Genomic DNA, 22920 nt, shown 5'->3' on the forward strand with positions numbered 1-22920 from the left:
ATCATTCAACCTTTTTTATACTATTATACTGTCGCTTTGATTGCTGCTTCAACAGCTGCTTTTTCTTTGTCAATCAAATCAATACGAGCGGAAATTTCTTTGATTCCCATGCTGATGTTACGGCTGATAGCTAGATCTGATAATTGCGGTTCAAAGAAAGCTTTGTATTCTGCCAAACGTTCATGCGTCTTGAAAGCATTTGCTGGATAAATGACAAATTTATCAAAGCTCATATCTCCACCGAGAGCTACCTTGATCCAATACCAGTTTTCACGCGCCCAAGTCCAGACAGTTCCTTGTGTGAAATCGTGTTGCAAGAAAGTAAAGTACCAGCTCATTGCTAAATCCTGCGGTTTTACAACATCCTTATTTTTCCATTCTTTTAAAAGACGTGTCAATGTTGCTTCACTCTTCGTATAAGAAAGAGCCGAAGCCAATTGACGTTGGAAGTTGCCATCAACCGTTGTAATGTAGGTTGCTAGATATTGATCGGTCAATTCTTTTGTCTCATGGTGTTTGATTTGGTTAATCAAAATTTGCAAGCGAGTGGCTGCTGGAAGTTTTTCCATGTTTTCTTGGTAGGTTTCAAAGATTTGGCTCGCTTTTTGGCTCGCTTGTTCATCATCAGCTGCAATCATATTTGCCACAACGATTTGACGTACCAATTCATCTTCATCTGTTTCACCTGCTTTAGCTTCAAAACCAAGTCGGTCAAAGTTAGCTTGATTCAGCTTAACGAGTAATTTTTTAAAGGCTGCCTCTGTTTCTGTCCCTTCGTCCACAAAAGTCTTCAAACCATTTAGAACAGCCTTCACAGCAGATACTACAAGATAAGATGTTTCATTGGTTAACTTTTCAACCACTGGAATCAAATCTGCAAATGAAACAAAACCAGCTTCCGCCAACAAACGACGTTCTTGCACCACTTGCAACTTACTTGTATTATCCAAGTCCGTAATAGTTGCTAAAATATTATCCAACAATTCCCCTTGATAATCAGTAATGTAATGCGCCGTATTTTCTGTATTGAAACGAAGTGCTCCTTCATTTTGCGCTGCCAGAGCTGCATAATTTGGAATTTCAAGCGTTTCGGTTTCTAAAGTATCTGGAATACCAGTCCAATTACTATTCAATGGTACAACCCATAGACGACCTTTTTCTTCTTTTTCACCAATAAAGAATTGTTTTTGAGAAATTTTGAGAGTATCATTTTCCACAACCGCTGTTAAAACTGGATAACCTGGTTGTTCTAACCACGAATCCATAAAGGCTGCCACATCACGTCCTGAAGCTGCACCGAGAGCATTCCACAAGTCACGACCAATCGTATTACTGTATTGGTGTTTGGCAAAATAAGCATTCAAACCTTTTGCAAAGGCTTCATCTCCTAACCAACGACGAAGCATGTGCATGAGACGACTTCCTTTGGCATAGACAATTGCTGGGTCAAACAAGGTATTGATTTCGTCTGGATGTTTTACTTCCACATGGACAGATTGAACACCGTCAGTTGCATCCCGTTTTAGAGCCAGAGGAACGCCACTTGTTTGGAAGTCCTCAAAAATGTTCCAAGTCGGCTCAATAGCATTCACACAGACATATTCCATCATATTGGCAAAACTTTCATTGAGCCAAAGGTCATCCCACCATTTCATTGTAACCAAATTACCAAACCATTGGTGAGCTAATTCGTGAGCAATCACAAGAGCTACTTGCTGACGGCTTGTAACAGTTGAATTTTCATCTACTAAAAGATAAACTTCACGATAAGTGACCAAGCCCCAATTTTCCATAGCCCCTGCAGAAAAGTCTGGCAAAGCTACATGCAGAGATTGAGGAATCGGATATTTTACTCCGTAGTATTCTTCATAAAAATCAATAGAGCGAACTGCAATATCTAAAGCAAATTCCAAATTTGAAGCAGGGTGAGCTTTGGTAGAGTACACGCCGACCAAGGTACCATTCTTCGTTTTTGCTGTAACACCCTGTAAATCACCAGCCGCGAACGCCAAAAGATAAGACGACATGCGAGGAGTCGTTGCAAACTTCCAGATGCCAGTTGCTTTTCGATTTTCTACATCAACTTCTGGCATGTTTGAAAGTGCGATTTCTCCTGCTTCTTGGTCAAATTTCAAAGAAAGGTCAAATGTAGCTTTTGCTTCTGGCTCATCTACGCTTGGAAAAGCTTCACGCGCAAAATGACTTTCAAATTGAGTAGAAAGAACTTCTTTTTTGACTCCATCAACAGTATAGTAAGAAGGATAAATCCCCGTCATATTATCTGTAATTTTACCTGTATAAGTCAGCATTACTTCAACAACTCCTGCTTGACCAAGCTCAACGTAAACTGCTTCATTTTCATTATCTACAGAGAAAGGACGAGCTTCGCCAGCTACCTCAACGGACTGGATTGTCAAATCCTTCTGATGAAGAGAAATTTTTTCACCTTTTGCTTCTCCGCTAATGCTGACCTTACCTGTGAACGTTTTTTGCTCCCGATTCAAATCTAAAAAAATATCATAATGTTCTGGAACAAATGTTTCAATAAAATGTGCAACTGCTTGCATGTATGTCTCCTTAATAATATAATCTGTAACTATTGTAACATAATTCACGTGTCCTAACACAATTTCTCTATCGTTTTCCTCATTTTGTGATAAAATAGAAATACGTTACTATTTTAAGGAGAAATCATGTCTGAAATTTTTGATATTACGATTGTTGGTGGGGGGCCTGTGGGTCTTTTTGCTGCTTTTTATGCTCACATGCGTCAAGCAAAAGTGAATTTGATTGATTCGCTACCTCAGCTCGGTGGACAGCCGGCTATTCTCTATCCTGAAAAGAAAATTCTGGATGTTCCTGGTTTTACTAATCTAACAGGTGAGGAATTGATTGAGCGTTTGATTGATCAAGTAAAAACATTTGAAACAAGCATACATCTCAATGAGACTGTATTAGATATTGAAAAAAATGATGAATTATTTACCTTAACAACTAGCAATGGGAAGCACATTTCAAGAGCCATTTTGATTGCTATGGGAGGTGGTGCTTTTAAACCACGCCCGCTGGAGCTAGAAAATGTAGACCAATTTGAAAACATTCACTATCACGTGTCAAATATCAATCAATACGCTGGGCAAAACATTGTTGTTCTAGGCGGTGGTGACTCTGCTGTTGATTGGGCATTGGCTTTTGATAAGATTGCACCGACCAGCATCATTCACCGCAGGGATAATTTCCGTGCTTTAGAACACAGTGTCAATGAACTAAAAGCTTCTACTGTCACGATTAAAACACCATTTATCCCAAGTCAACTTATAGGCGATGGAAACAAACTTACTCATCTTGAGATCACTAAAGTGAAAAGCAATGAAACAGAGCTCTTGCCGCTTGATCAGCTTTTTGTCAATTATGGCTTCAAATCATCTGTTGGAAACTTGAAAAAATGGGGACTAGAACTCAATCGCCACAAGATTATCGTCAATAGCAAACAAGAAACTTCTGTTGCAGGTATCTATGCTGCTGGCGATTGCTGTAGCTATGACGGAAAGATTGATTTGATAGCCACAGGACTAGGCGAAGCTCCTACAGCTATCAACAATGCTATGAACTATATCTATCCCGACCAAAAAATACAGCCAAAACATTCGACCAGTCTTTAAAAAGCAAAAAACTTGAAGTTCTCAAAAGAGCGCTTCAAGTTTTTTATATGTGCTTATTTCACGCTATCCATTTTTTCTCGGCAAGCCTTTTCGATGAGGTCAAGTTTTTCAACACTTTCCTTTTCATCTTTACCAATTGAATAGATGTATAGTTTGATTTTAGGTTCGGTCCCTGACGGTCTGAGTGCATACCATGAACCTTCGTTAAAGTAATATTTCAAGCAGTTTTGTTTTGGAAAATCAAGGTAGCCATCTTTAAAGTCAATCACTTTTTCAAGTTCCATTGCTCCAATTGTTGTCAAAGGATGTTCTCTAAATTCTTCCATCATGCGACCAATTCGCTCCTGACCTTCTACACCTTCTAACTCAAGCGAAACTTGTCTTTCATTATAGAAACCAAATTCTGCATAGATATCATTTAAAACATCTAACAAAGTCTTACCCTGTTTCTTAAAGTAAGCAGCCATCTCCACGATCATCATAGAAGCACTGACAGCATCTTTGTCTCTGACAAAAGTTCCATAACAGAAACCGATACTTTCTTCGTAACCGAACACATACGTTTTTTCTTTAGTACGATCATATTCGTTGGCTTTGCCACAAATATTTTTAAATCCAGTCAGGGTTTCTACTGTTTCAATACCATATTTCTTCGCAATCGCTCTAGATAAATCACCTGTAACAATAGATTTCACCATGACAGGATTTTCAGGTAAATTATTGAGAGCAGAACGTTGTGAGAAAATATAATAAGAAAGCAAAGCACCGATCTTATTTCCGTTTAAAAAGACATAATCACCGTTTGCATTTCTTACTTCCAGCGCAACACGATCGCAGTCTGGGTCATTAGCAATCAAAATATCACAATCATTTTCTTTTCCAAGTTTTTCAGAATAGGCAAATGCTTTTGGAAATTCTGGATTGGGATAACCAACGGTTGTAAAATCTGGATCAGGAAATTCTTGTTCCTTTACGACGAAAATATTTTCAAATCCTCTTCTTTTCAGAATTTCTCTGACAGGAATGTTTCCTGTACCATTCAAAGGAGTGTAGCCAACTTTGATAGATTTATCAACATCTTCATTGATCGTTAAATTGAGAACTTCTTGGTAGTAATCTTCTTCAACAGATGCATCAATATAATTTGCAAGACCGCTTTCCAAGGCTTCTTCAAAAGGAATGGACTTAATGTCTTCAAAATTCACAATTTCATCCATATGACCTGCAATTTGTCCTGCAATATCATCTAAAATCTGTGAACCTTCTTCCCAATACGCTTTATAGCCATTGTATTCTTGTGGATTATGGCTAGCTGTCACCATGACTCCTGCTTTACAGTGCAATTTTCTAATTGCATACGAGCACATTGGCGTAGGATGAATCCCATTGTAAATATAGGTTTTGATTCCGTGAGCAGCCATGATAGAGCAGGTCAACTCAGCAAATTCTTTTGATTTATATCTGACATCATAACTGATTGCAACACCTCTTTTAATTGCTTCTTCACCATGGTCTTTCAAGGTTTCAGCTAATGCTTGGGCTGCTTTTCCTACCATGTATTTATTCATGCGGTTGGTACCAGCACCCAATTTCCCACGAAGACCAGCTGTCCCAAACTCAAGACCCTTGTAGAATCGATCTTCGATCTCAGCTTCATCATCCTGAATAGACAGCAAATCAGCTTTTGTTTCTTCATCGAAGAAATCATTGTTTAGCCATTGTTCATAAACTTCTTTGTAGTTCATATAACGACTCCTTTTAATATATTATTTCTCAATAATTCCATTCTATACTACCTTTTCGTTTTTATCAATCCTTTTTCCGATTTTTCTTTAAAACGCTTGCAGTTTTTTAATTTTTTTGCTACTTACAATCATTTTGACATTTTTATATTCAAAATACTCTGTATCAAAACCAACCTAAGCAAATATTCCCTTGGAAAAACGATTGTACTCAGAAACATCTAAAATGCCATCTACCATTTGTCGGCGCATGAGACGAAGGTCACGCGCACCATCCACCATTTCAACTTGACTAATTTTATTGATTAATTGATAAAACATCTTAGCAAAAAAGCTACGAATCGGAGGCTCTCCATCACGAGTTGTCCATCGTGTTCCCACACAATCCAAATCAGGGTTCTTATCCAGCATGGATTTCATTGTGAGTAAAAGTTCCGGAGGATCTTGCAAATCTGCATCCATGACGGTCACCCAATCACCAGTTGCACGTTTGAGACCTGCATAAAGAGCCGCTTCCTTTCCAAAATTCCTTGAAAAAGAAAGATAATGAACATGTTCATCTACTTGATTTAGGTCGCGTAGAATTTATAAAGTCTATCTTGTGAACCATCATTAACAAAAATATATTCAAACTCTTCGTTCATCTGTGATTCTATTTTTTCCATTTCTGCATAAAACAGTGGAATCGTCTCTTCTTCATAATAACAAGGAATAACTGCTGATATTGCCATTCTTCTCACTTTCTGAATGTTCCTTCTGTTAGAATAGCTCTGACTCGCAACAATCATATTATACCATACCCACATGGCATTCTCTACTATTTCCATAAAGGAGAAACAAGAACTTCTCAACACTATAAATCAAAATATTTTTATTTTATGCCAGCACTTCAGCATTAGAAAAGTAAATTTTACAATTCAAAAATATAATCCACAATTCTCTTAGCCACTTTTTCTGTTGCTTTAGCCATATCTTCTCTAGTCCAAGTATCATTTTGATAATTGACTAGGGATTTTTCAAATGAGTAACCACTTTTTGCGTAGGATATGAAATTGCTAAACTGGAATTTAACGAACTAATCTCTTTACTCTTTCAACATAATCATCTGCATGATTTATGCTAATATCTCCATGATAATACCCTTGTAATATTTCAAGTTCACTATTTGGTATTAATTCAGCAATTTTAACTGCCGATTTTTTCATAATAGATCTTTCTTTGCTCCCAACTAGTATTAGAACCTTTGCTCTAGTACGTGATAAAGTATCTTTTAATTCATAACTAGAATTTGACTTCATAAAAGCAATTAAATTATTTTTTGAAATTTTACAAGTATCTTCATAATATAAATCATATAAACTATTTTTTATCTTTAAATTTTTAAACTGTAATTTTGAAAACCAGCTTTTTTTAGTTAAACCATATGTTAAATTAAATATCGGTCCTATCATTTTATAAGTAAACTTCATTGGAATCACCAAAGCACTTTCAATAACAGCATATTCACATATATTGGGATTCCTAGATAATATTTCTAACAATACTTGTCCTCCTAATAATAATCCTCCAATCAATTTTACTTTTCCATTATAATTTTCATTTATAAAATTTATTATTTCTGAAGCATTATTTTCAATAGAAATAAAATTTGTATCACTGTCTGAGTGTCCATCTAGTATAGGAATAACAATATGAAATTCATCTTCAAGCAAGCCTATTTCATCTATATAATTCCACCAAGAAAGACCACCACCGTGTAATAAAATTATAATATCTTTATTTTTTAATCCATACTCTTTGTATTTCATTTTACACCTCTAAATTATAATTTAGCAATTCACATACTCACATATTATGCCATATATTTGTGAACCATTCAATGAAATTCATAACATGACTATCTTTTATCTGTATTCCATTACGTCCCCCTTTTTCATTCTCTCTATGTCCAAACTCTCATAGAGAATGGCAAGTTTGTGTAAACCGCAAGCTTATTGATTGCTACGCTCCAATGATACGCTTGAACAGCTCTAACAGCTCGTCCTCGACATCGCAAACATTGAATACCAGTTCGATAGCCTTTTCCTTTCAGCTCCAAAAACCCGCCTTTTTCTTCGTCCTGCGAGGTATAGACGAACACATCATCCCAGATAGTAATGCTCGATGTATTTATCGTGTCTGTATTCGGATTTTATCACCCTCACTCGTCAAGACGATATGCTTGAAAAAGGGCTTAAAATAAAGGATTTTCACTCTTTGCTTCGTTGTAGCGACACTACACACTCGACATGTGTTGTCTATCTCTTGGGAATACAATTTTTTATTCTCGTCACTGTTTTGAGAACACAATTTATCTGATTTTAGTTTAGCATTTTTGCGTTTACTTTTAAATTTTTTTCCATTCTTATTTTGAGTTTCTCCTGTTTTGAAAATAATAGTTAACATTGCTGGATCAATTTTTCCATCACTATTAACACCACCTACGATAATTTTCTCAACAATGCTTTCAAAAACTGTACGATCAAACTCCGTGAGTATTTTCTGAGAAGATAGTAATTGCTTAAACTCAGTAAGTCTCTTCTTTACATCGATTTCTGATTTTAAAGTTACTTCAATATTTACTTTTTCTTCAGCAAGATACTCTTTTTCTGATGAAATCTCATTGTATTTTTCGGTATAGATAGAATCACTAATTTCCCCTTCTAGCCTTAAATTTACAAGATTCTCCTCTTTTTTTAACAATGCATGAAGTTTATTAGTAATTTTTTTTAGCTCCTTATTGAGACTATTGTCATTCAATTCAGATTCAATCGTTTCAAGTAAGTCTGTCATTATATTTTCGTTTGAATGATATAGTTGTCTGTAAGCTTCCATGAAAGCTCCCTCAATAGCTACCTCCTCTAATCCTTTACTATGTTTACAATATTTTTTCCCTTTTTTTATCGAAGTAACACAGTGCCACACAACTTTTCGATAATCTGAACGACAGTGCCAACTTCTTCTAGACAATAATGAACCACAAAAACCACATTCTAACATGCTACTAAAAGCATACATTTTTGAATAGCGTTCACGTTTGCCATTTACATTTGCAGCAGTCTTCTTATTTCCTGCTCGACGCAATCTAATTTCCTGAGCTTTTTCAAAATCTTCTTTAGATATTATTGCTTCATGATTATCTTTGATATAGTACTTATCTTCTTCTCCCAAATTACTCAACCGTCTCTTGCTTATTGGATCAACTGTAAAAGTTTTTCCCATAAGAATATCACCCTTATATTTTTCATTCTTTATGATTCCTAAGACTGTTGTATCATTCCAATGATCTAATCCTCTTGGAGATTTGTAACCTAGTTCATCAAGTTCCCTTGCTATGACTTTCCCTCCAATACCTTCTAAGTATCTTTCAAAAATATAACGAACTATTATTGCTTCTTCTTTATTTATAGAAAGTTTCTTAGTTTCTATATCATAGTCATAGCCTAAGCACCCTTGAAAACCAATCAATTCACCACGTTGCATCTTCATTTTCAATCCCTTTTTCACATGGGCAGAAGTATTCTCTACTTCTTGCTGTGCAACGGAGCTCAGAATAGTCAGAAGCAGTTCTCCATCCATTGTGAGGGTATCTATATTTTCTTCTTCAAAATATACTCCAATTTGCATATCCTTTAACATTCTGACATACTTCAAAGTATCTAAGGTATTTCTTGCAAATCTAGCAATTGCTTTAGTGACAATATAATCGATTTCTCCATTCATACAATCAGTTATTAAACGTTGAAAATCTTGTCTCTTTCCTGCTTGTGTTCCTGAAATTCCTTCATCTGCATAAATATCTGCAAGTTCCCAATCTGAACGCTGAGAGATATAATCTTTGTAATGTCTTACTTGAGATTCATAACTGTTTTTTTGATCCTCACTATCAGAACTCACTCGACAATACGCAGCAACCCTTTTTAAATGTCTTTCTACATTGATACCTCTTCGTCTAACTAAAGAATCAGCCTTTATTATTTCAACATTATTTTTTTTCATAACTGAAATTACTCCTTTTTGATTCTATATTACCGCGTTCAAACAAAAAGGTCAGCTATTTTGTGTACTTAATACGCAGTTTGTTTTTTATCTTTTCATACTCATTTTTCGATAGCATATTTTTTGAGTATAAAAAGTTAATCATTGATAATTGCATACCATATTTTACTGCTGATTGATTCAAACTCTCCCCTCCTCGTAAATTGTACTATATAAAATCCTCCGTGGGTATGATTGGTTAGATCACTCATGGGCATTTCACCCGCTGTCCTTTTACGCTGGCAGCCTGAACGTTCAGAAGTATCATTGTCCTTATTTGTAATCTTGGCATATAGAGGACCACTCTATTTTATAGCTGACAATTACCGCTCATATCCCAGCGTATCATACTAAGCTGCTCAACAAATAAGAAAGTCCCACCTCGGTTTATTCAATTGTCAAAGAACAAATCAAGGAGAGACTATTTTTTAAAATTGATTTTATGAGGATGATCAGTTAGTCCTAAAATATAATCTGTACTAACGTTATAGAGTTTAGAGAGTTTTATAAGAACATCGGCTGTTAAAACCACCTCCCCTCTCTCAATTTTTGCATAGTTAGTATGAGAAAAGGAAAGCACTTCTGCAACATATCTTTGAGTGAAATCATGATCTTCCCTCAAATCTCTTATACGTTGGTACATCTAGCTTTCTCCTAAGAAAAGTATATGTCACTTTCAGAAAAAAGCTGGGAAATTGTCATGTTATGACAGCAAAATTTATATCATCCTTATCTGAATGCCAGTTGAGGTTTCTAATGCTGTTAGCTATCAAAAAATGGTATAATATTTTTCCTTTTCTCATAAGACAGATGCATGTTTTTTGAAACTAGTTTTTAACTTTTCTGGACATATTGATCTTCTTGTGATTACAAAATTGTAATATCGAATGATTTAATACTTGTTTCTCCTGGTTCCACAAATGTCACTTGTCGTTTCTCTTCAAAAATATCACTTTCTTCAAGTGAAGTAGATAAACCACTCCATGGTTCTAAAGCAATAAACGGACTATTATTAGTTGTTGACCAAATAATTAAGTTAGAAAAATCTTTAAAATCCACTCTCAGTCCTTTATTACTTTTCTTAGATTTCAAACTGACACTACGAGACTTAAGTTTGTCAAATGTAATAGCGTCATGAGAAAACAGTGAATGTACTAAATCAATCTTTCTTTCATTCATGAGAAATGGTGTACGATTTTGTAAATCAAGCAACCCTGTCTCTGGGAAACTTTTAGGGATACTACAAGTCTCTTCTTCAGAAAATTCCAAATAATAATCTTCGTAAATATCGCTATCTATTAACGGGCAATTAAAACCTGGATGTCCTCCAATAAAATAGGGTAATATCCTATTATTTTCAGTATTCGTCACTTGATATTGAGTCGTTATCGTTGACTCGTGTAAGCGATAAATAATTTTTAATCCAAAGTTAAAAGGATAATTTTTCAAAGTAACTTCTGTGGATTTAAAAGTAAAAGCTATCGTTTGCTCATCAATCTGTCTAAATAAAAAATTTTCTTTTCTAACTAAACCGTGTCTAGGAATAATCCTTAGAATATCTTTGTTGTCAGAATCAAAACTAACTTTATCGTCACGAACACTTCCACAAATGGGGAATAAAACAGGGGCCTGGCCACTCCAATATTGTGGATTCCCTTGCCAAAGATATTCTATTCCATCTTCATCTTTAATTGATGATAAAGCACCTCCAAACTCCTTAAACTGTACAGTTAATTCATTATTTCTTAATTCAATAACCATTTTTTCCTCCAAAACAAAAGAAAACGAGAATATCAGTTCAAAGACTCACATTCTCGTTTTATATTAGAAATTATAATAAAGAAGTATCTTTAAAACCTACTCAATAATTTGTGTTTTAGCTACTTGTTTATACCAGTGAGCACTCTTCTTTGGATAGCGTTCTTGCGTATCAAAATCCACATAGAAAAGCCCATAACGTTTTTCATAACCATTAGACCAAGAAAAGACATCCATCAGCGACCAAATAAAGTAACCTTTGACATTTGCTCCATCAGCAATAGCATCAGATAAGACTTCTAAGTGTTGTTTAACATAGTCAATCCGTCCATCATCATAGACAGTATTATCTACAAACTCATCCTTGTAGCCCAGACCATTTTCCGTAATGTAGATTTTCTTGTAGTTTGGATAGTCCTTCTTAACCCGCATGATTTGGTCATAGAGTCCTTGCGGATAGATAATCCAATCCCAGTCTGTTCTTGGAACATAGTCTGGAGCAACCCGTCTACCAACACCTTTTATTTGGTATTTAGAACTTCCTTTTTCGCCCTTACCATTGTGAATAATTTCAGTCTCGCCATCAAAAGCTTGCATCCAGTCACTCATATAGTAGTTGATTCCGAGGAAGTCATTGAGGTCTTTAGCCGCTTCGAGTGCTTCAAAATCTTCATCTCGTAAATCCAAAGTACCACCATTGGCAGTCAGAATATGATTGACTCCAGCCATGGTTTTTTCGGAATAATATCCCAGATAAGTCGCATCCAAGATAAATTTGTTATGGATAATGTCTTCCAACTCTGCTGCAACCACATCATCCGGATTTTCCGGATCAAGAGGATACTTGGTAGGGAGTGCATGAACAACTCCGATTTCACCCTTGTAGCCCTTATCCTTATAGAGCTTTACTGCACGAGCGTGAGAGACCATCATATTGTGATGGGATTGGAAGACCTTGGCTAGGTCATATTGGATGCCCGGCGGAAATTTTCCAACGAGATACTGGCCGTCTCCAATCGGCCCAATCTCATTAAAGGTCGTCCAATAGCGAACTTCTGGGAATTCTTCAAAACAGAAAGCTGCATAGTCCACAAAATGTTCGATATTCTCACGATTGAGAAAATCACCATTTGAATGCAAGGCTTCCGGAGTATCAAAGTGATGAAGGGTCACAAATGGTTCCACATGCCGTTTATGACATTCTTCAAAAAGCTTGTGGTAAAACTCCACGCCTTTTAGATTTACTTCGCCATACCCAGTTGGAAATATACGTGACCAAGCAATCGAAATACGGATACCATTTACTCCATATTCCTCAGCTAACGCAAGGTCTACTGGATATTTGTGGTAAAAGTCGCTGGCAGGTTCTGCTGTATACCAGTAGTTATTTTCTAGATATTTGTCCCAAGCAACAGGACCTTTTCCATCTGTATGAGTAGCGCCCTCAGCTTGATAAGCTGCTGTAGCACCACCGAAAACAAAATCTTTTGGGAGTGTTTTTGTCATCTTTTTCTCCTCTTTCAAAAGCATTTGAGATGAAGCAAACTGGACAGGGAATAATAGATTATTTTTACTTCACCTCAAGTAATGGACTAATCTTCAAATTGTTCCTGAACAAATTGAAGAGCACCTTGACCGTCACGGGTCAACTTGATGTATTGCGCACCTTCTGTTTTTGCTAATTTGATGCCTAACTTATCTGTTTCAGCTTTCATATCTTCAAAGTTAGAAGCTACTTGAGGAGCCAGAATAACAAGGTCAAATTCAGGAAGCATTTCACGGTGAGCACCATAACCACCAGCTGCTGCTTTAACAGGGACATTGTACTCGGCTGCCGCTTTATTGAGAGCGTTAGCCAAGAGACCACTGGTCCCACCACCAGCACAAAGAACAAGGACATTTGTTTCTTCTGTAATATTATTTTGAGCTGGAGCTTCTTCTGCAGCACCTGCTTTTTCAAGAATCGCATCTGCTTTAGCTGTATTGAAGTTAGCCGCAACCTTTTCTTTCAGAGCATCGTTTGATTTACCAGAACGTTCTTCTTCCAGAATTTGTTCATCATAAACCTTGACGAATGGGTAGTAGATGATAATATCCACTACAACCAGAAGAGCCGCAAGGACGAATGACAAGAGTTGGAAGTTGGTACCAAGAACAATTCCCAGAGGTCCAGGGGTTACCCATGGAAGGTTAGCTGAGAAGGAGTTCATGTTCAAGGTATCGACAAAGAATTTGAAAATCCAGACATTGGCAATTGGGGCAAAGATGAATGGAATGAAGAAGATTGGATTCAATACGATAGGAGCTCCAAAGAGGATTGGTTCGTTAACTCCAAAGAAGGTAGGAACAACAGAGGCACGTCCGATAGCCCTGTTTCGTTCTGATTTACAGAGCCACATGAAGAGGAATGGAACAATCAAGGTTGCACCAGTACCACCCATGGTAACGATGAACATTTGTGTACCAGAGGTGATGACCTTATCCGCATGTTGACCAGCTTGAATCAAGTGCAGGTTGGCATCGATATTGGCATAAGTAATGGCTGCAATAGCTGGTTCAACGATTGATGGACCATGGATACCCACAAACCAGAAGAAAGCATAAGCACCAAAGATAAGGGTAATTCCGAGATAACCATCAGCTGCAGAGAAGAGAGGAGCCAGAAGCGTACCAATAGATTCTGCAACAGTTACACCAAGAGATGCTTTAACAATCAGTTCAAAGGCATAAAGGATAACCACTGACAAAGTGAATGGAATCAAGTCCTTAAATACTTGGGAAATATTTGGTGGAACTTCTTCTGGCATACGAATGGTGACATTATTTTTCACACAAACCTTGTAGACATTAACCGTTACAAAGGCTGCGATGAAAGCTGTCAAAAGACCTTTGGTTCCCATAAAGGCAGTCAGGAAGCCACCTTCCTTAGCAGGTTCAGCAGCCATCAGGAGGAAGCCGACCATGGAAGCCAGCATCGTAGACAAGAAGTTAATCTGGTTTGTCGCTGGCAGATCACGATTGACAGAGTCTGTCAGAGCCTTAGCGGTTGTTCCGCCTACAAAGAATGCCAGAATCCCCATCGAATAGCTATAAGGAGTCATAAGGAAAGTTTCAATGTCCTTAGACCAGTGGAAGCCCCAAGCATTTGGCACATAGGCAATCAAGATAAAGATAGATGAAAAGAGGATGACTGGCATACCAGCGATAAAGCCATCCCGAATAGCACGGAGATAGATATTCCGAGAAATCTTCTCAAAGAAAGGCTTCCCTTTCTCAATAAGTCCGATGAGTTTGTTCATTATTTTACTCCTCTTTTGTATAGTTCAATCAAATGGTGCATCATGTCTTTTAGCAAGATAGTAGTCATTAGGTGATCCTGGCCGTGCATCATGGTCACACTGTAAGCCAAGTCCTCGCCAGCAGCTTCTTTTGTCAAGAGACTGGTCTGAGCATGATGAGCTTCAGCGATGCAGCCATTGGCTTCTTCCACCAAGGCATCTGCCTTAGCAAAATCTCCCGCTTCTGCAGCCTTTAAGGCTTCCAACAGTTTGGAACGGGCATCGCCTGCATAGGCTACAATTTCAAAACCAAGTAATGTTACTTCTTCTCTGTTCATGACAGAACCTCCTTTTTTAGTTAAAGTAATCGTTGAATATGTAAAACAAGGTAGACTCGCTCACTGTTGTATACATCTACTCCAGTTTGTTGAGCGACAATCTCGTAAATGGTACTTCCAATTTGATAGGCTTCTGGATAAGTCAGCTTTATCTGACTTTCCATTTCAAGGAGTGACACATTATCATCCCGACTCCTATCTAAATAGTCTAAGAAGTAATTAAGGTGAATCATGAAACGGTCATAGAAGTTACTATTATCAGTTGTTCTTCTAATTCCATTTTTCATTAGCTCGGCTTCGACCTCACCTAGAATTTCTTTCCGCTTATCTAGATGGTTCTGTCCTTCTGAATTAGAATCTCCTTCTGCATTAATAAAGTGATAGGCAATTCTATTGATTTCATCGTCTGGAAAGGTATCTAATAAGCGTTCACGATAAATCGCTACAGCTTCTTGAGCGATTTTATAAGGAACTGGATATTTCTCTCTAGCATCTGGAAGAGCGCTGTCCTTGTAGCGTCCCTGTTGTACTGCTTGATAAGAACAGTAGATATGGTCCGTCAAAGTGACATAGATATAATCTTGAACCGGATAGCTGTACTTCCTTGAAAGACTGTCAATCACTTCGTAGGTCACAGTGATGAAATCCAGCGGAACATCTTTGAGAAGACTCACAAAGTTTTCTCTCGATTCCTCCGTTTTCATCCGAAAGACTTTCTCAGCCTTTTCTTTTGGGATAAAATCACCCTTCTTTTTACCAAAAATGATTCCCTTCCCAACAATGACCAACTCTTCCCCCTTTTCATTTCTGACAAGAGCGACATTGTGGTTCATTGGATTTAGAATCCGATACATGGTAACCTCCTTACTTGAATATTCAAGAATTGTGAAAATAAAAAATGACCACAAACACCCTTAGAAAGTTTTTTACCTCTAATTCGTCTGTGATCATGCGTAATCTTAGTTACTAACATTCACCTTTTATTAACTTGTGACTATAGTATATCATAAGGTTAATAATTTGTAAACCCTTTCTTTGAGCTTTTTAAACATTTTTTTCTTTTTTTGGTGATTTTAAACGAAAATCAGTCATTGATAACTCTCCCTAAATGGATACCAATGACTGATCCTATTTTAGGAAATTTCCAGAAGCTCTATTTTATGCAGAAACGCTTACGTTGGATTTTTATTTCCCCCTTCTATTTTAAATCAGAGCTGTTAAAAATTTCATTATAAAATAGCAGAATTAGACTCTTTCTTTCCAAGAAGTGGCTGTTTTTTGTAGAACTTTATTAAGCTCATCAATGTTTTTAAAGCCTGTCGTACGAAGCCATTGACGAGCAGCTTCTTCCCCTTGCTCAATATAGTCTTTGACACTACCTGCCCAAGTGGCACGGCCGCAAAGAACACCATTGAAATTCGCACCAGACTCATGAGCAAAAACAAGTGTTTCTTGGAAGAGTTTAGCGGACACACCGGCGCTCAGATAGATATAAGGCAGCTTGGTTGCTTCATCTTGTTCTTTGAAGAAAGCTGCAGCTTCTTCCTTCGTATGCACCACTTCACCATCGCCAAAGCCTTCTACATATTTCACATTGACTGGTACTTCAACCTTCAAAACATCAATATTGAAACGTGAATCAGAGAAAACTTTCATGGCTTCAATAACTTTGCGAGGCTTCACCTTGGCATACTCGGCACTGGAAGCATCCGCAATGGTTTCATCATAGGCTAAGATTTCAAGGAAGAAAGGAATGTCTTCCGCAACACACTCAGAACCCACACGTTCAATATAAGCTTGTTTTTGCTGGTTCAATTCTTCAGAGCTGTCTACGTCATAGTAAAGCAAGAACTTGACTGCATCTGCCCCTTGTTCTTTGATACGTTTGGCAGACCAGACATCGAGACAGTCCGGTAGACGCTTAGTGCTGGAGGTGTCATAACCTGTTTTTTCATAAGCCAGCAGCAAACCGGCATTTTTGTCCAGGGCTTTTGTAGCTGGAAGGCCATATTCTGGATCCAGCAGCATGGAGGAAGCGTATGGGGTCAGTTCTTCAGCTACCAGAACTTTCAGTTCTTCCATTTGCGCAACTGTTGGTTCTGCCTCTTGGTATTGAGCCATCAATCGTTTCAAGGCTCCACGTTGGTCAAAGGCCAGGGCAGAGATGATACCATTTTCATCAGAAAGTTTTTCCATATATTTACGTTTTTGCTCAGTTAATACCATTGTTTATACCTCTTTTACGTTTATTTGTTCATAAAGACCGTCATAATGATAAACATTGACATGTCCAGTCATCTTTTCTTGAGCATTTAACATGCCAAGAACATTTGCTTTTTTCAATAGAGAGACATCATCTACATGATGACTCAGAGCTGAAGAAATTCCTGCAACAGTCGAGTCCCCAGATCCAACTGGATTGACTACTTCAATTTTAGGGATATCTACCTTGTAGAAAGTATCCCAGTGCTTGGCAAAGGCACCATCTGCACCAAGTGATACGATAATCCATTCGACTCCTTCAAATAAAGGATCAGACAAAACAGATTTGAGTTCGCCAATATCCTTTGAAACTTCTCTACCTAATAATTGGGATAACTCCTCATTATTTGGTTTGATTGCAGTTGGCTTTACATTCGATTTCAAAACGGCTTCCAAGGCAGCACCTGAACAGTCCAGGACGACTTTATTATCAAATTGATTGGCAATTTCAATAAGCTGAATATAATACTCAACTGGTAGACCCGCCGGTAAACTACCTGAGATGCTGACTACATCAGCCGATTCCATCAAGTGCTTAAAATGATGCAAGAAGCCATTTGCCTCTGATGCAGAAATTCTTGGCCCAGCTTCCAGGATTTCCGTTTGCTTACCCTCGTGCAGAATGGCGATACAATTCCTGGTATCCCCAGAAATTTCATAAAAAGACTGCTGCACATTCTGATGGAGATTCTGAAGCAAGAATTTTCCATTTGTTCCACCAATTAATCCTGTTGCGGCGACATGATCGCCAATTTCTGCTAGAACCCTTGTTACGTTTAAACCTTTTCCGCCAGCTGTTTTACTGACTTCTGCAACACGATTAACAGTGTCTAGCTTAAACTCTTCCAACGGATAAGAGATATCAATGGAAGGATTCATTGTAACTGTAAGAATCATCTGGTTACCTCACTAATCGTGGTATTCTCCGCGATTCCACTTTTCCAAAAATTCTGTGAAAAAGTTCTCATCAGCTTGATGAGCGTTGTGAGTTTCGACATGCTCAATTTTTGCAATCAACTTTTTGTTTTCTTCCGTTGGTTTATATTCTGCATGAATGAAAGCTTCAATGATATCACACATGAGAAGTTCTCCGGTAATCTTGCCACCAAACCCGATAACATTAGCATTTAATTCTTCTTTAGCGTAGAGAGCTGAAGTCATATCACGGACCAGGGCTGAACGGATTCCCGGAACCTTGTTAACCGCATTATTAATGCCGACCCCTGTACCGCAGATACAGATTCCTAGATCTGCTTTTCTGCTGGCCACTGCTTCTCCGACTTTTTTACCATAGATTGGATAATGAGTCCGTACATGGTCGTATGTTCCGTAGTCTTGAACTTCATAGCCTTTTGATTTCAAAAAATCAACAACAGCCATCTTTTCGTTAGTTACGATATGGTCACATCCAATTGCAATTTTCATTTAAATTCTCCTCTCTCCTTAGCACATCTTGTTGAGCATATCAACACGGATTTGGTGGCGACCTCCGTCATATTTCCCATTGACGAATCCTTTTGCAATATTCTTAGCAAGGCCTTCACCAACAATTTCTGATCCCATCGTAATCATACGAGAGTTGTTGTGACCGCGAGTCATATAAGCAGAGCGTTCATCTGAAACTTCTGCTGCAACCATACCCTTAATTTTTGTCGCAACCATGAACGGACCTGCTCCGTATGCATCAATGACAATACCAAGATTATCTTCTTGCTCATTCACTTCAGTGGCAACCGCTAGTGTCACATCAATGAAATCCTGGCCTTCCTTTGTCACATCGACTACTTCAAAGCTTTCTCCAACGAGATAATCTTTGACCACATCTTTCAGCTTGCTTCCTGCAGCATCTGCTCCAATAATAATTGTCATGAGCATTCTCCTTTTTGATTTATTTGAACAAATTGTTGTTACCAACCAACACAATCTGTTTTGTATAATCACAATATACTCCTTTCTAAGTTTATTGTCAACACTTTTTGTTTAAAATAATCAATAATTTTATTAATCTGATTAAGTCAAACAAAAAAAGCCCTAAAAAGAGCTTTTAAACAATATAATCAGAGTAAGTTACAAAATCACTTTTGTATACTCCTCTATCTTTTCTTGTACCTTATCTAAGGACTGATCAGTAATCACAGCGGTGATATCTGATAAGGAACAGATAGAAGTGAAATCTTCCTTCCCGATTTTAGAGGAATCTATCAAAAGATAGCTTTCAGTAGATCGTTCTAGGGCTAGCTTTTGAGTGTAAGCTTCTTCAAAAGACGAAGTCATAATCTGACCATTCTTAATTCCATTCCCACTAAAAAACATCTTGGAGAAATACATCCGATCCATAATGGCATTCGTCATCTCTCCAACAAAAGCCTGGGTGGCATCTCTCATTTCTCCACCTAAGAGAAATACTTTAAACGTATCAGATTTCTTTTTCTGTAGATCATTAAAGATTGGTAAACAATTAGTAATCACCCGAAGGTTTTCATTCGTAATCTCATCAGCAAGAACCTCAACAGAGGTTCCTGGGCCAAGAAAAATGGTATCTCCATCTTTAATTAATTCTACAGCCTTCTTAGCTACTTTCTTCTTTTCTTCTATATTCTTTAATAGCTTTTCTTCATGGGGGAGTTCACGATAGAATTGGGATTTATTACTTTTGGCTCCACCAAAAATTCGAGTCAGTTTTCCTTGACTTTCTAACTCTGTTAAATCACGCCGCACCGTCATATCTGAAACTTTCAAACTGTCCATAATCTCAGAAACAGTGACTGTTCCCGCTCTATCAACTAGTTTGACTAATTCATCCAGTCGTTGATGTTTGTTCATCCTTTATCCCCTTATCTACATTGTTACCAATTGTTCATTGTTTATTCTGATATTTTATACAGAAAGATTCTAGTATTCATTATAACTCTTTCTGTTTAACATTTCAACATTTCATGTTTAATTCAAACACTTTCGACTTGCATTAGTACCTCTGAAAATTTCTATATTTCAGGTTGATCTAATGATTCTTGATACTTGAATTTGGAGGCTTCTGTATATTCTTTATTCAAGATTTCTACAAAGTTTTCCAATCTCCTTGCTACATCTTCATAATTTTCTAGATAATTATCTAATTGTTTTTGAAGTTTAAAGATATCTTGATTCACTTTTTCCAAGCTGAGAGTTTCTGACAAATTAAATTTTGCAAAATCATATTTAGCTAGTTTTCGGCTTTCTTGATTACCACTTTTTAGATTGATAAAAACTTCTGCCATCTTATCTAAGGCAGCGATTTTTTCTTGTGTCTCATGTAATCTAATATCTAGTTTTGCTATTTCCGTTACAAACTCTTCCTTAATTTCATGATAACTCTTATCACTAGTATTCAGCTCAATCAAGAGATTGATCTCAGAAATTTTTTGTTGGATATTAGCGACAGTTGGTCTCCTATAGGGAAGTTTTTGACTATCCTGTGTTAGCTGTCTTATCAGAGTGCGCCCTTTGATGTAGCGATCTTTGTATGAACTCTCTTTATTATAGACAAAGTAAGATGTGGTTTCTCGAATGTAGACTTTATACTTTTTAAACTCCTCTTCTTCTATGGTATCTAGCTGGTAGTTAGGAATAAAGATGATACCATTTTGTCTTATTCCAAAAGAAACTTTGATGTAGATTCCTTCATCAACCAACTTCTCAATTTGATCTTCTGCTAATTCAACCTCAAATTCATGTACAGCATCTCGATTCTTCTTAAATTTCTCATAAGCTGATTCAGTCTCATCAAGATTAACCTTTTCCTGTTTCCGCTCTTCCTTAAAGTTATGATATTGTTCTTGTAAATTCCCCTGTTCTTCTAACGTTATTATTTTTCTCTCTTCAAAATAACTTTGAAAAAATTGAACATCATAGAGTTTCTTATCACTTATTTTTTTATGATTTAAACTGATTCTTTGTCCATCTTCTTCTAGGGTAAAGTTCACATTTTTCCGTTTGAAGTCTATGGTAAGATTTAGTTCTCTAGCTTTTGAAAGTAATTCTTCTATAGAATTTGTTTTCTCAAGCAAAAATTCCAATCGGTTTTCAATGTCTTGTTTGGCAAAATAGGTTCTGAAGAACTCTTCATCATACAAATCCCGTTTGCTAAGTTTGTTTCCACGAATAATCCGCTTCATATCTCTATCTGTCATCAAAAAACGACTATACCTGCGAGTAAAGTCTATTTTAACATGAAGCTGCTCTGCTTTTTTCAAAAAGTCCTCAAAAGAATCAGACTGCTGCATCAAAAAATAAAGGCGTTGTTTCAGTTCAAACTTGTGGTTCGATTTTTTATAGACCTCATAATCACGATGTGAATAACGATTCTCAATAATTTTTGCTCCAGCTATTTTAGAAATGCGATCAGAAATCATACGAAAATTTCTTTCCTGAGCATAGTCCCACTTAAGTTTCTTGTATGAGTTGATATCAACAGAGTTTATTACTATATGGTTATGAAGATGCGAGTGATCAGTGTGAGTTGCTACAATAAATCGAAACTGCCCACCAGTTAATTCTTGAATTGTTTCATATCCTATGCGATTGACTTCTTCTGGAGATAAGTTATCATCAGGAGAAAAAGACTGTATCAAATGATGGGCATGAATCTTTTGTTGGCGCTTTTCTTGACGATCATTTCGGAAATTATAGAGAGCATCGTTATTCAGAAAATTAGTATTGTACATCTCCACTGTTTCTTCATAAGTTGGAAAGTCTAAGTAATTGCTCACACCAAAATCAGATACTAACTTTAAATTGTTTGTCTTGTCAGGATTGAGGATATATTTAATCAATCGTCTGCGATATTTTTCTCCATGAGTCGCAAAATGTTTAGTGACTACCATAAAACTCCTTTAATTTCTCTACCTTAATTTGAAAATCTTTTTCCACCTCTGATACAAGCTCTGCCATTCCTTGACGCAACTCTTGAAACTGTTCATAAGAAATAATGTGACTTTGATTAACTGCATGCGCAATTTGATTGACATTATTTCCAATACGCTTGAGTTCAAAAATCAAGTCTTGATAAGTTGCCGTATCAATTGTGAGGAAGTTCATATTAGGGTTAAGCAAAACTTTTCTAGCATATTCAGAAAAAGTTTTACATCTACTCTTAGAAAGATGATTATTTAGTTGGTTCAATTCCGAGTCAGTCAGAAAAACTTTTTTCAAGTTCGTTCGATAACGATGCTCCACAGCACCCTCCTAACCTAAATACTTGTCACAAAACTCTGGACTGAGTTGATGAGTTCGGCTCACGTCTTTAATCAGTTCCTGAACACAATTTAAAAGAAGTGAAACATGGTCTTGAGTCACTTGATTACTTACTTTGGCTATAACCAATACTTCATAAACATCACGGCTAATTTGTTCTAGCTTTTGCAATTGCCACAGTGAAAACCAAGCTTTTATAGCTAACTTTTCTTCATCATAGGCCAATAATTTATCCCTTACAAAAGGAGAAAAATGCCTATAATTTGATTGATTCATCAGTTTTTCAATTTGCTCCAGCTCCTCCGCAGTTAGATTGACCTCTTTTCGGACATCTCGATATTGTTCAACCATCTCAGTTCCCTCATTTTTATCATTTCTCGGGTTTAACCCGCCCCCGTAATACATACGGAGAATTTCTAAAGCTCTCACTCGTTTCTTGTTAGGTCTTTGCGAGCTCAGATATTGTGTCCACAATATCCCAAAAATCATATCGCCAGCTGTCCAAAACCTACCAGTTTTGACAGCTAACGATAAGATAACTTGGTGGCTCCGCCCCTAAACCCCCAGTAGA

At 37.0% G+C, this 22920-nt stretch carries 20 protein-coding genes and 1 pseudogene; 1 reads left to right on the forward strand and 20 read right to left on the reverse strand.

Annotation, left to right across the window (positions count from 1 at the left end; all coding sequences use genetic code 11):
• Positions 1 to 23: 23 nt before the first annotated feature.
• Positions 24 to 2567 (reverse strand): M1 family metallopeptidase, encoded by a 2544-nt coding sequence (locus tag ABKA15_RS05495; RefSeq protein ID WP_049512090.1) that lies wholly within the window; start codon positions 2565 to 2567, stop codon positions 24 to 26.
• A gap of 126 nt (positions 2568 to 2693) precedes the next feature.
• On the opposite strand from ABKA15_RS05495, the gene ABKA15_RS05500 reads away from it, so the two are divergent.
• A complete protein-coding gene (locus tag ABKA15_RS05500; RefSeq protein ID WP_186832696.1) occupies positions 2694 to 3662 on the forward strand; it encodes an NAD(P)/FAD-dependent oxidoreductase in 969 nt (322 codons plus the stop codon).
• 53 nt (positions 3663 to 3715) lie between these two features.
• Here the strand turns inward: ABKA15_RS05500 and ABKA15_RS05505 are convergent, their stop codons facing one another.
• From ABKA15_RS05505 to ABKA15_RS05595, 19 genes and pseudogenes are all read right to left on the reverse strand, one after another.
• A complete protein-coding gene (locus ABKA15_RS05505; RefSeq protein ID WP_049512087.1) occupies positions 3716 to 5407 on the reverse strand; it encodes a phospho-sugar mutase in 1692 nt (563 codons plus the stop codon).
• Between the two features lie 177 nt (positions 5408 to 5584).
• A pseudogene (locus ABKA15_RS05510) lies at positions 5585 to 6135 on the reverse strand (glycosyltransferase family 2 protein); the annotation flags it as partial.
• A 336-nt stretch (positions 6136 to 6471) separates the two neighbouring features.
• Positions 6472 to 7212 carry an alpha/beta hydrolase gene (locus ABKA15_RS05515; protein WP_049512083.1) on the reverse strand — a complete coding sequence of 247 codons (741 nt, stop codon included), beginning with the start codon at positions 7210 to 7212 and terminating at the stop codon, positions 6472 to 6474.
• A 361-nt stretch (positions 7213 to 7573) separates the two neighbouring features.
• Entirely contained in the window at positions 7574 to 9442 is a 1869-nt protein-coding gene (locus ABKA15_RS05520; protein ID WP_049512079.1) for a recombinase family protein, read from the reverse strand.
• A gap of 55 nt (positions 9443 to 9497) precedes the next feature.
• Positions 9498 to 9599, reverse strand: coding sequence for a hypothetical protein (locus tag ABKA15_RS05525; RefSeq protein ID WP_350015394.1), 102 nt, complete (start codon positions 9597 to 9599; stop codon positions 9498 to 9500).
• 303 nt (positions 9600 to 9902) lie between these two features.
• The gene (locus ABKA15_RS05530; protein ID WP_049512077.1) at positions 9903 to 10124 is read right to left on the reverse strand and encodes a helix-turn-helix transcriptional regulator; all 222 of its coding nucleotides are present in this window, start codon (positions 10122 to 10124) and stop codon (positions 9903 to 9905) included.
• A gap of 224 nt (positions 10125 to 10348) precedes the next feature.
• The gene (locus ABKA15_RS05535; protein ID WP_049512074.1) at positions 10349 to 11242 is read right to left on the reverse strand and encodes an aldose 1-epimerase family protein; all 894 of its coding nucleotides are present in this window, start codon (positions 11240 to 11242) and stop codon (positions 10349 to 10351) included.
• A gap of 96 nt (positions 11243 to 11338) precedes the next feature.
• Positions 11339 to 12745: a 6-phospho-beta-galactosidase gene (lacG, locus tag ABKA15_RS05540; RefSeq protein WP_049512071.1), complete on the reverse strand. Its 1407-nt coding sequence runs from the start codon at positions 12743 to 12745 to the stop codon at positions 11339 to 11341.
• An 86-nt stretch (positions 12746 to 12831) separates the two neighbouring features.
• On the reverse strand, positions 12832 to 14538 hold the full coding sequence (locus ABKA15_RS05545; RefSeq protein ID WP_049512068.1) for a lactose-specific PTS transporter subunit EIIC: 1707 nt from the start codon (positions 14536 to 14538) through the stop codon (positions 12832 to 12834).
• Positions 14538 to 14855 (reverse strand): PTS lactose/cellobiose transporter subunit IIA, encoded by a 318-nt coding sequence (locus ABKA15_RS05550; RefSeq protein ID WP_002894735.1) that lies wholly within the window; start codon positions 14853 to 14855, stop codon positions 14538 to 14540. The genes ABKA15_RS05545 and ABKA15_RS05550 overlap by 1 nt, the downstream gene beginning before the upstream one ends.
• Positions 14856 to 14875: 20 nt before the next feature.
• Positions 14876 to 15709: a transcription antiterminator gene (locus ABKA15_RS05555; protein WP_049512063.1), complete on the reverse strand. Its 834-nt coding sequence runs from the start codon at positions 15707 to 15709 to the stop codon at positions 14876 to 14878.
• A gap of 391 nt (positions 15710 to 16100) precedes the next feature.
• Positions 16101 to 17081 (reverse strand): tagatose-bisphosphate aldolase, encoded by a 981-nt coding sequence (gene lacD / locus ABKA15_RS05560; RefSeq protein ID WP_049512060.1) that lies wholly within the window; start codon positions 17079 to 17081, stop codon positions 16101 to 16103.
• Positions 17082 to 17084: 3 nt separating this feature from the next.
• A complete protein-coding gene (locus ABKA15_RS05565; RefSeq protein ID WP_024052544.1) occupies positions 17085 to 18014 on the reverse strand; it encodes a tagatose-6-phosphate kinase in 930 nt (309 codons plus the stop codon).
• 12 nt (positions 18015 to 18026) lie between these two features.
• On the reverse strand, positions 18027 to 18542 hold the full coding sequence (gene lacB / locus ABKA15_RS05570; protein WP_049512057.1) for a galactose-6-phosphate isomerase subunit LacB: 516 nt from the start codon (positions 18540 to 18542) through the stop codon (positions 18027 to 18029).
• Between the two features lie 18 nt (positions 18543 to 18560).
• A complete protein-coding gene (gene lacA, locus ABKA15_RS05575) occupies positions 18561 to 18986 on the reverse strand; it encodes a galactose-6-phosphate isomerase subunit LacA (RefSeq protein WP_049512055.1) in 426 nt (141 codons plus the stop codon).
• A 198-nt stretch (positions 18987 to 19184) separates the two neighbouring features.
• Entirely contained in the window at positions 19185 to 19940 is a 756-nt protein-coding gene (locus ABKA15_RS05580) for a DeoR/GlpR family DNA-binding transcription regulator (RefSeq protein ID WP_049512053.1), read from the reverse strand.
• Between the two features lie 161 nt (positions 19941 to 20101).
• Positions 20102 to 21979: an SAG1250 family conjugative relaxase gene (locus ABKA15_RS05585; RefSeq protein WP_049512052.1), complete on the reverse strand. Its 1878-nt coding sequence runs from the start codon at positions 21977 to 21979 to the stop codon at positions 20102 to 20104.
• A complete protein-coding gene (locus tag ABKA15_RS05590; RefSeq protein ID WP_049512050.1) occupies positions 21966 to 22331 on the reverse strand; it encodes a MobC family plasmid mobilization relaxosome protein in 366 nt (121 codons plus the stop codon). The genes ABKA15_RS05585 and ABKA15_RS05590 overlap by 14 nt, the downstream gene beginning before the upstream one ends.
• A gap of 9 nt (positions 22332 to 22340) precedes the next feature.
• Positions 22341 to 22700 (reverse strand): SAG1252 family conjugative relaxosome accessory protein, encoded by a 360-nt coding sequence (locus tag ABKA15_RS05595; protein WP_049512285.1) that lies wholly within the window; start codon positions 22698 to 22700, stop codon positions 22341 to 22343.
• Between the last annotated feature and the right edge of the window lie 220 nt (positions 22701 to 22920).

The organism is Streptococcus sp. KHUD_010 (assembly GCF_040207525.1).
GTDB lineage: Bacteria > Bacillota > Bacilli > Lactobacillales > Streptococcaceae > Streptococcus > Streptococcus hominis.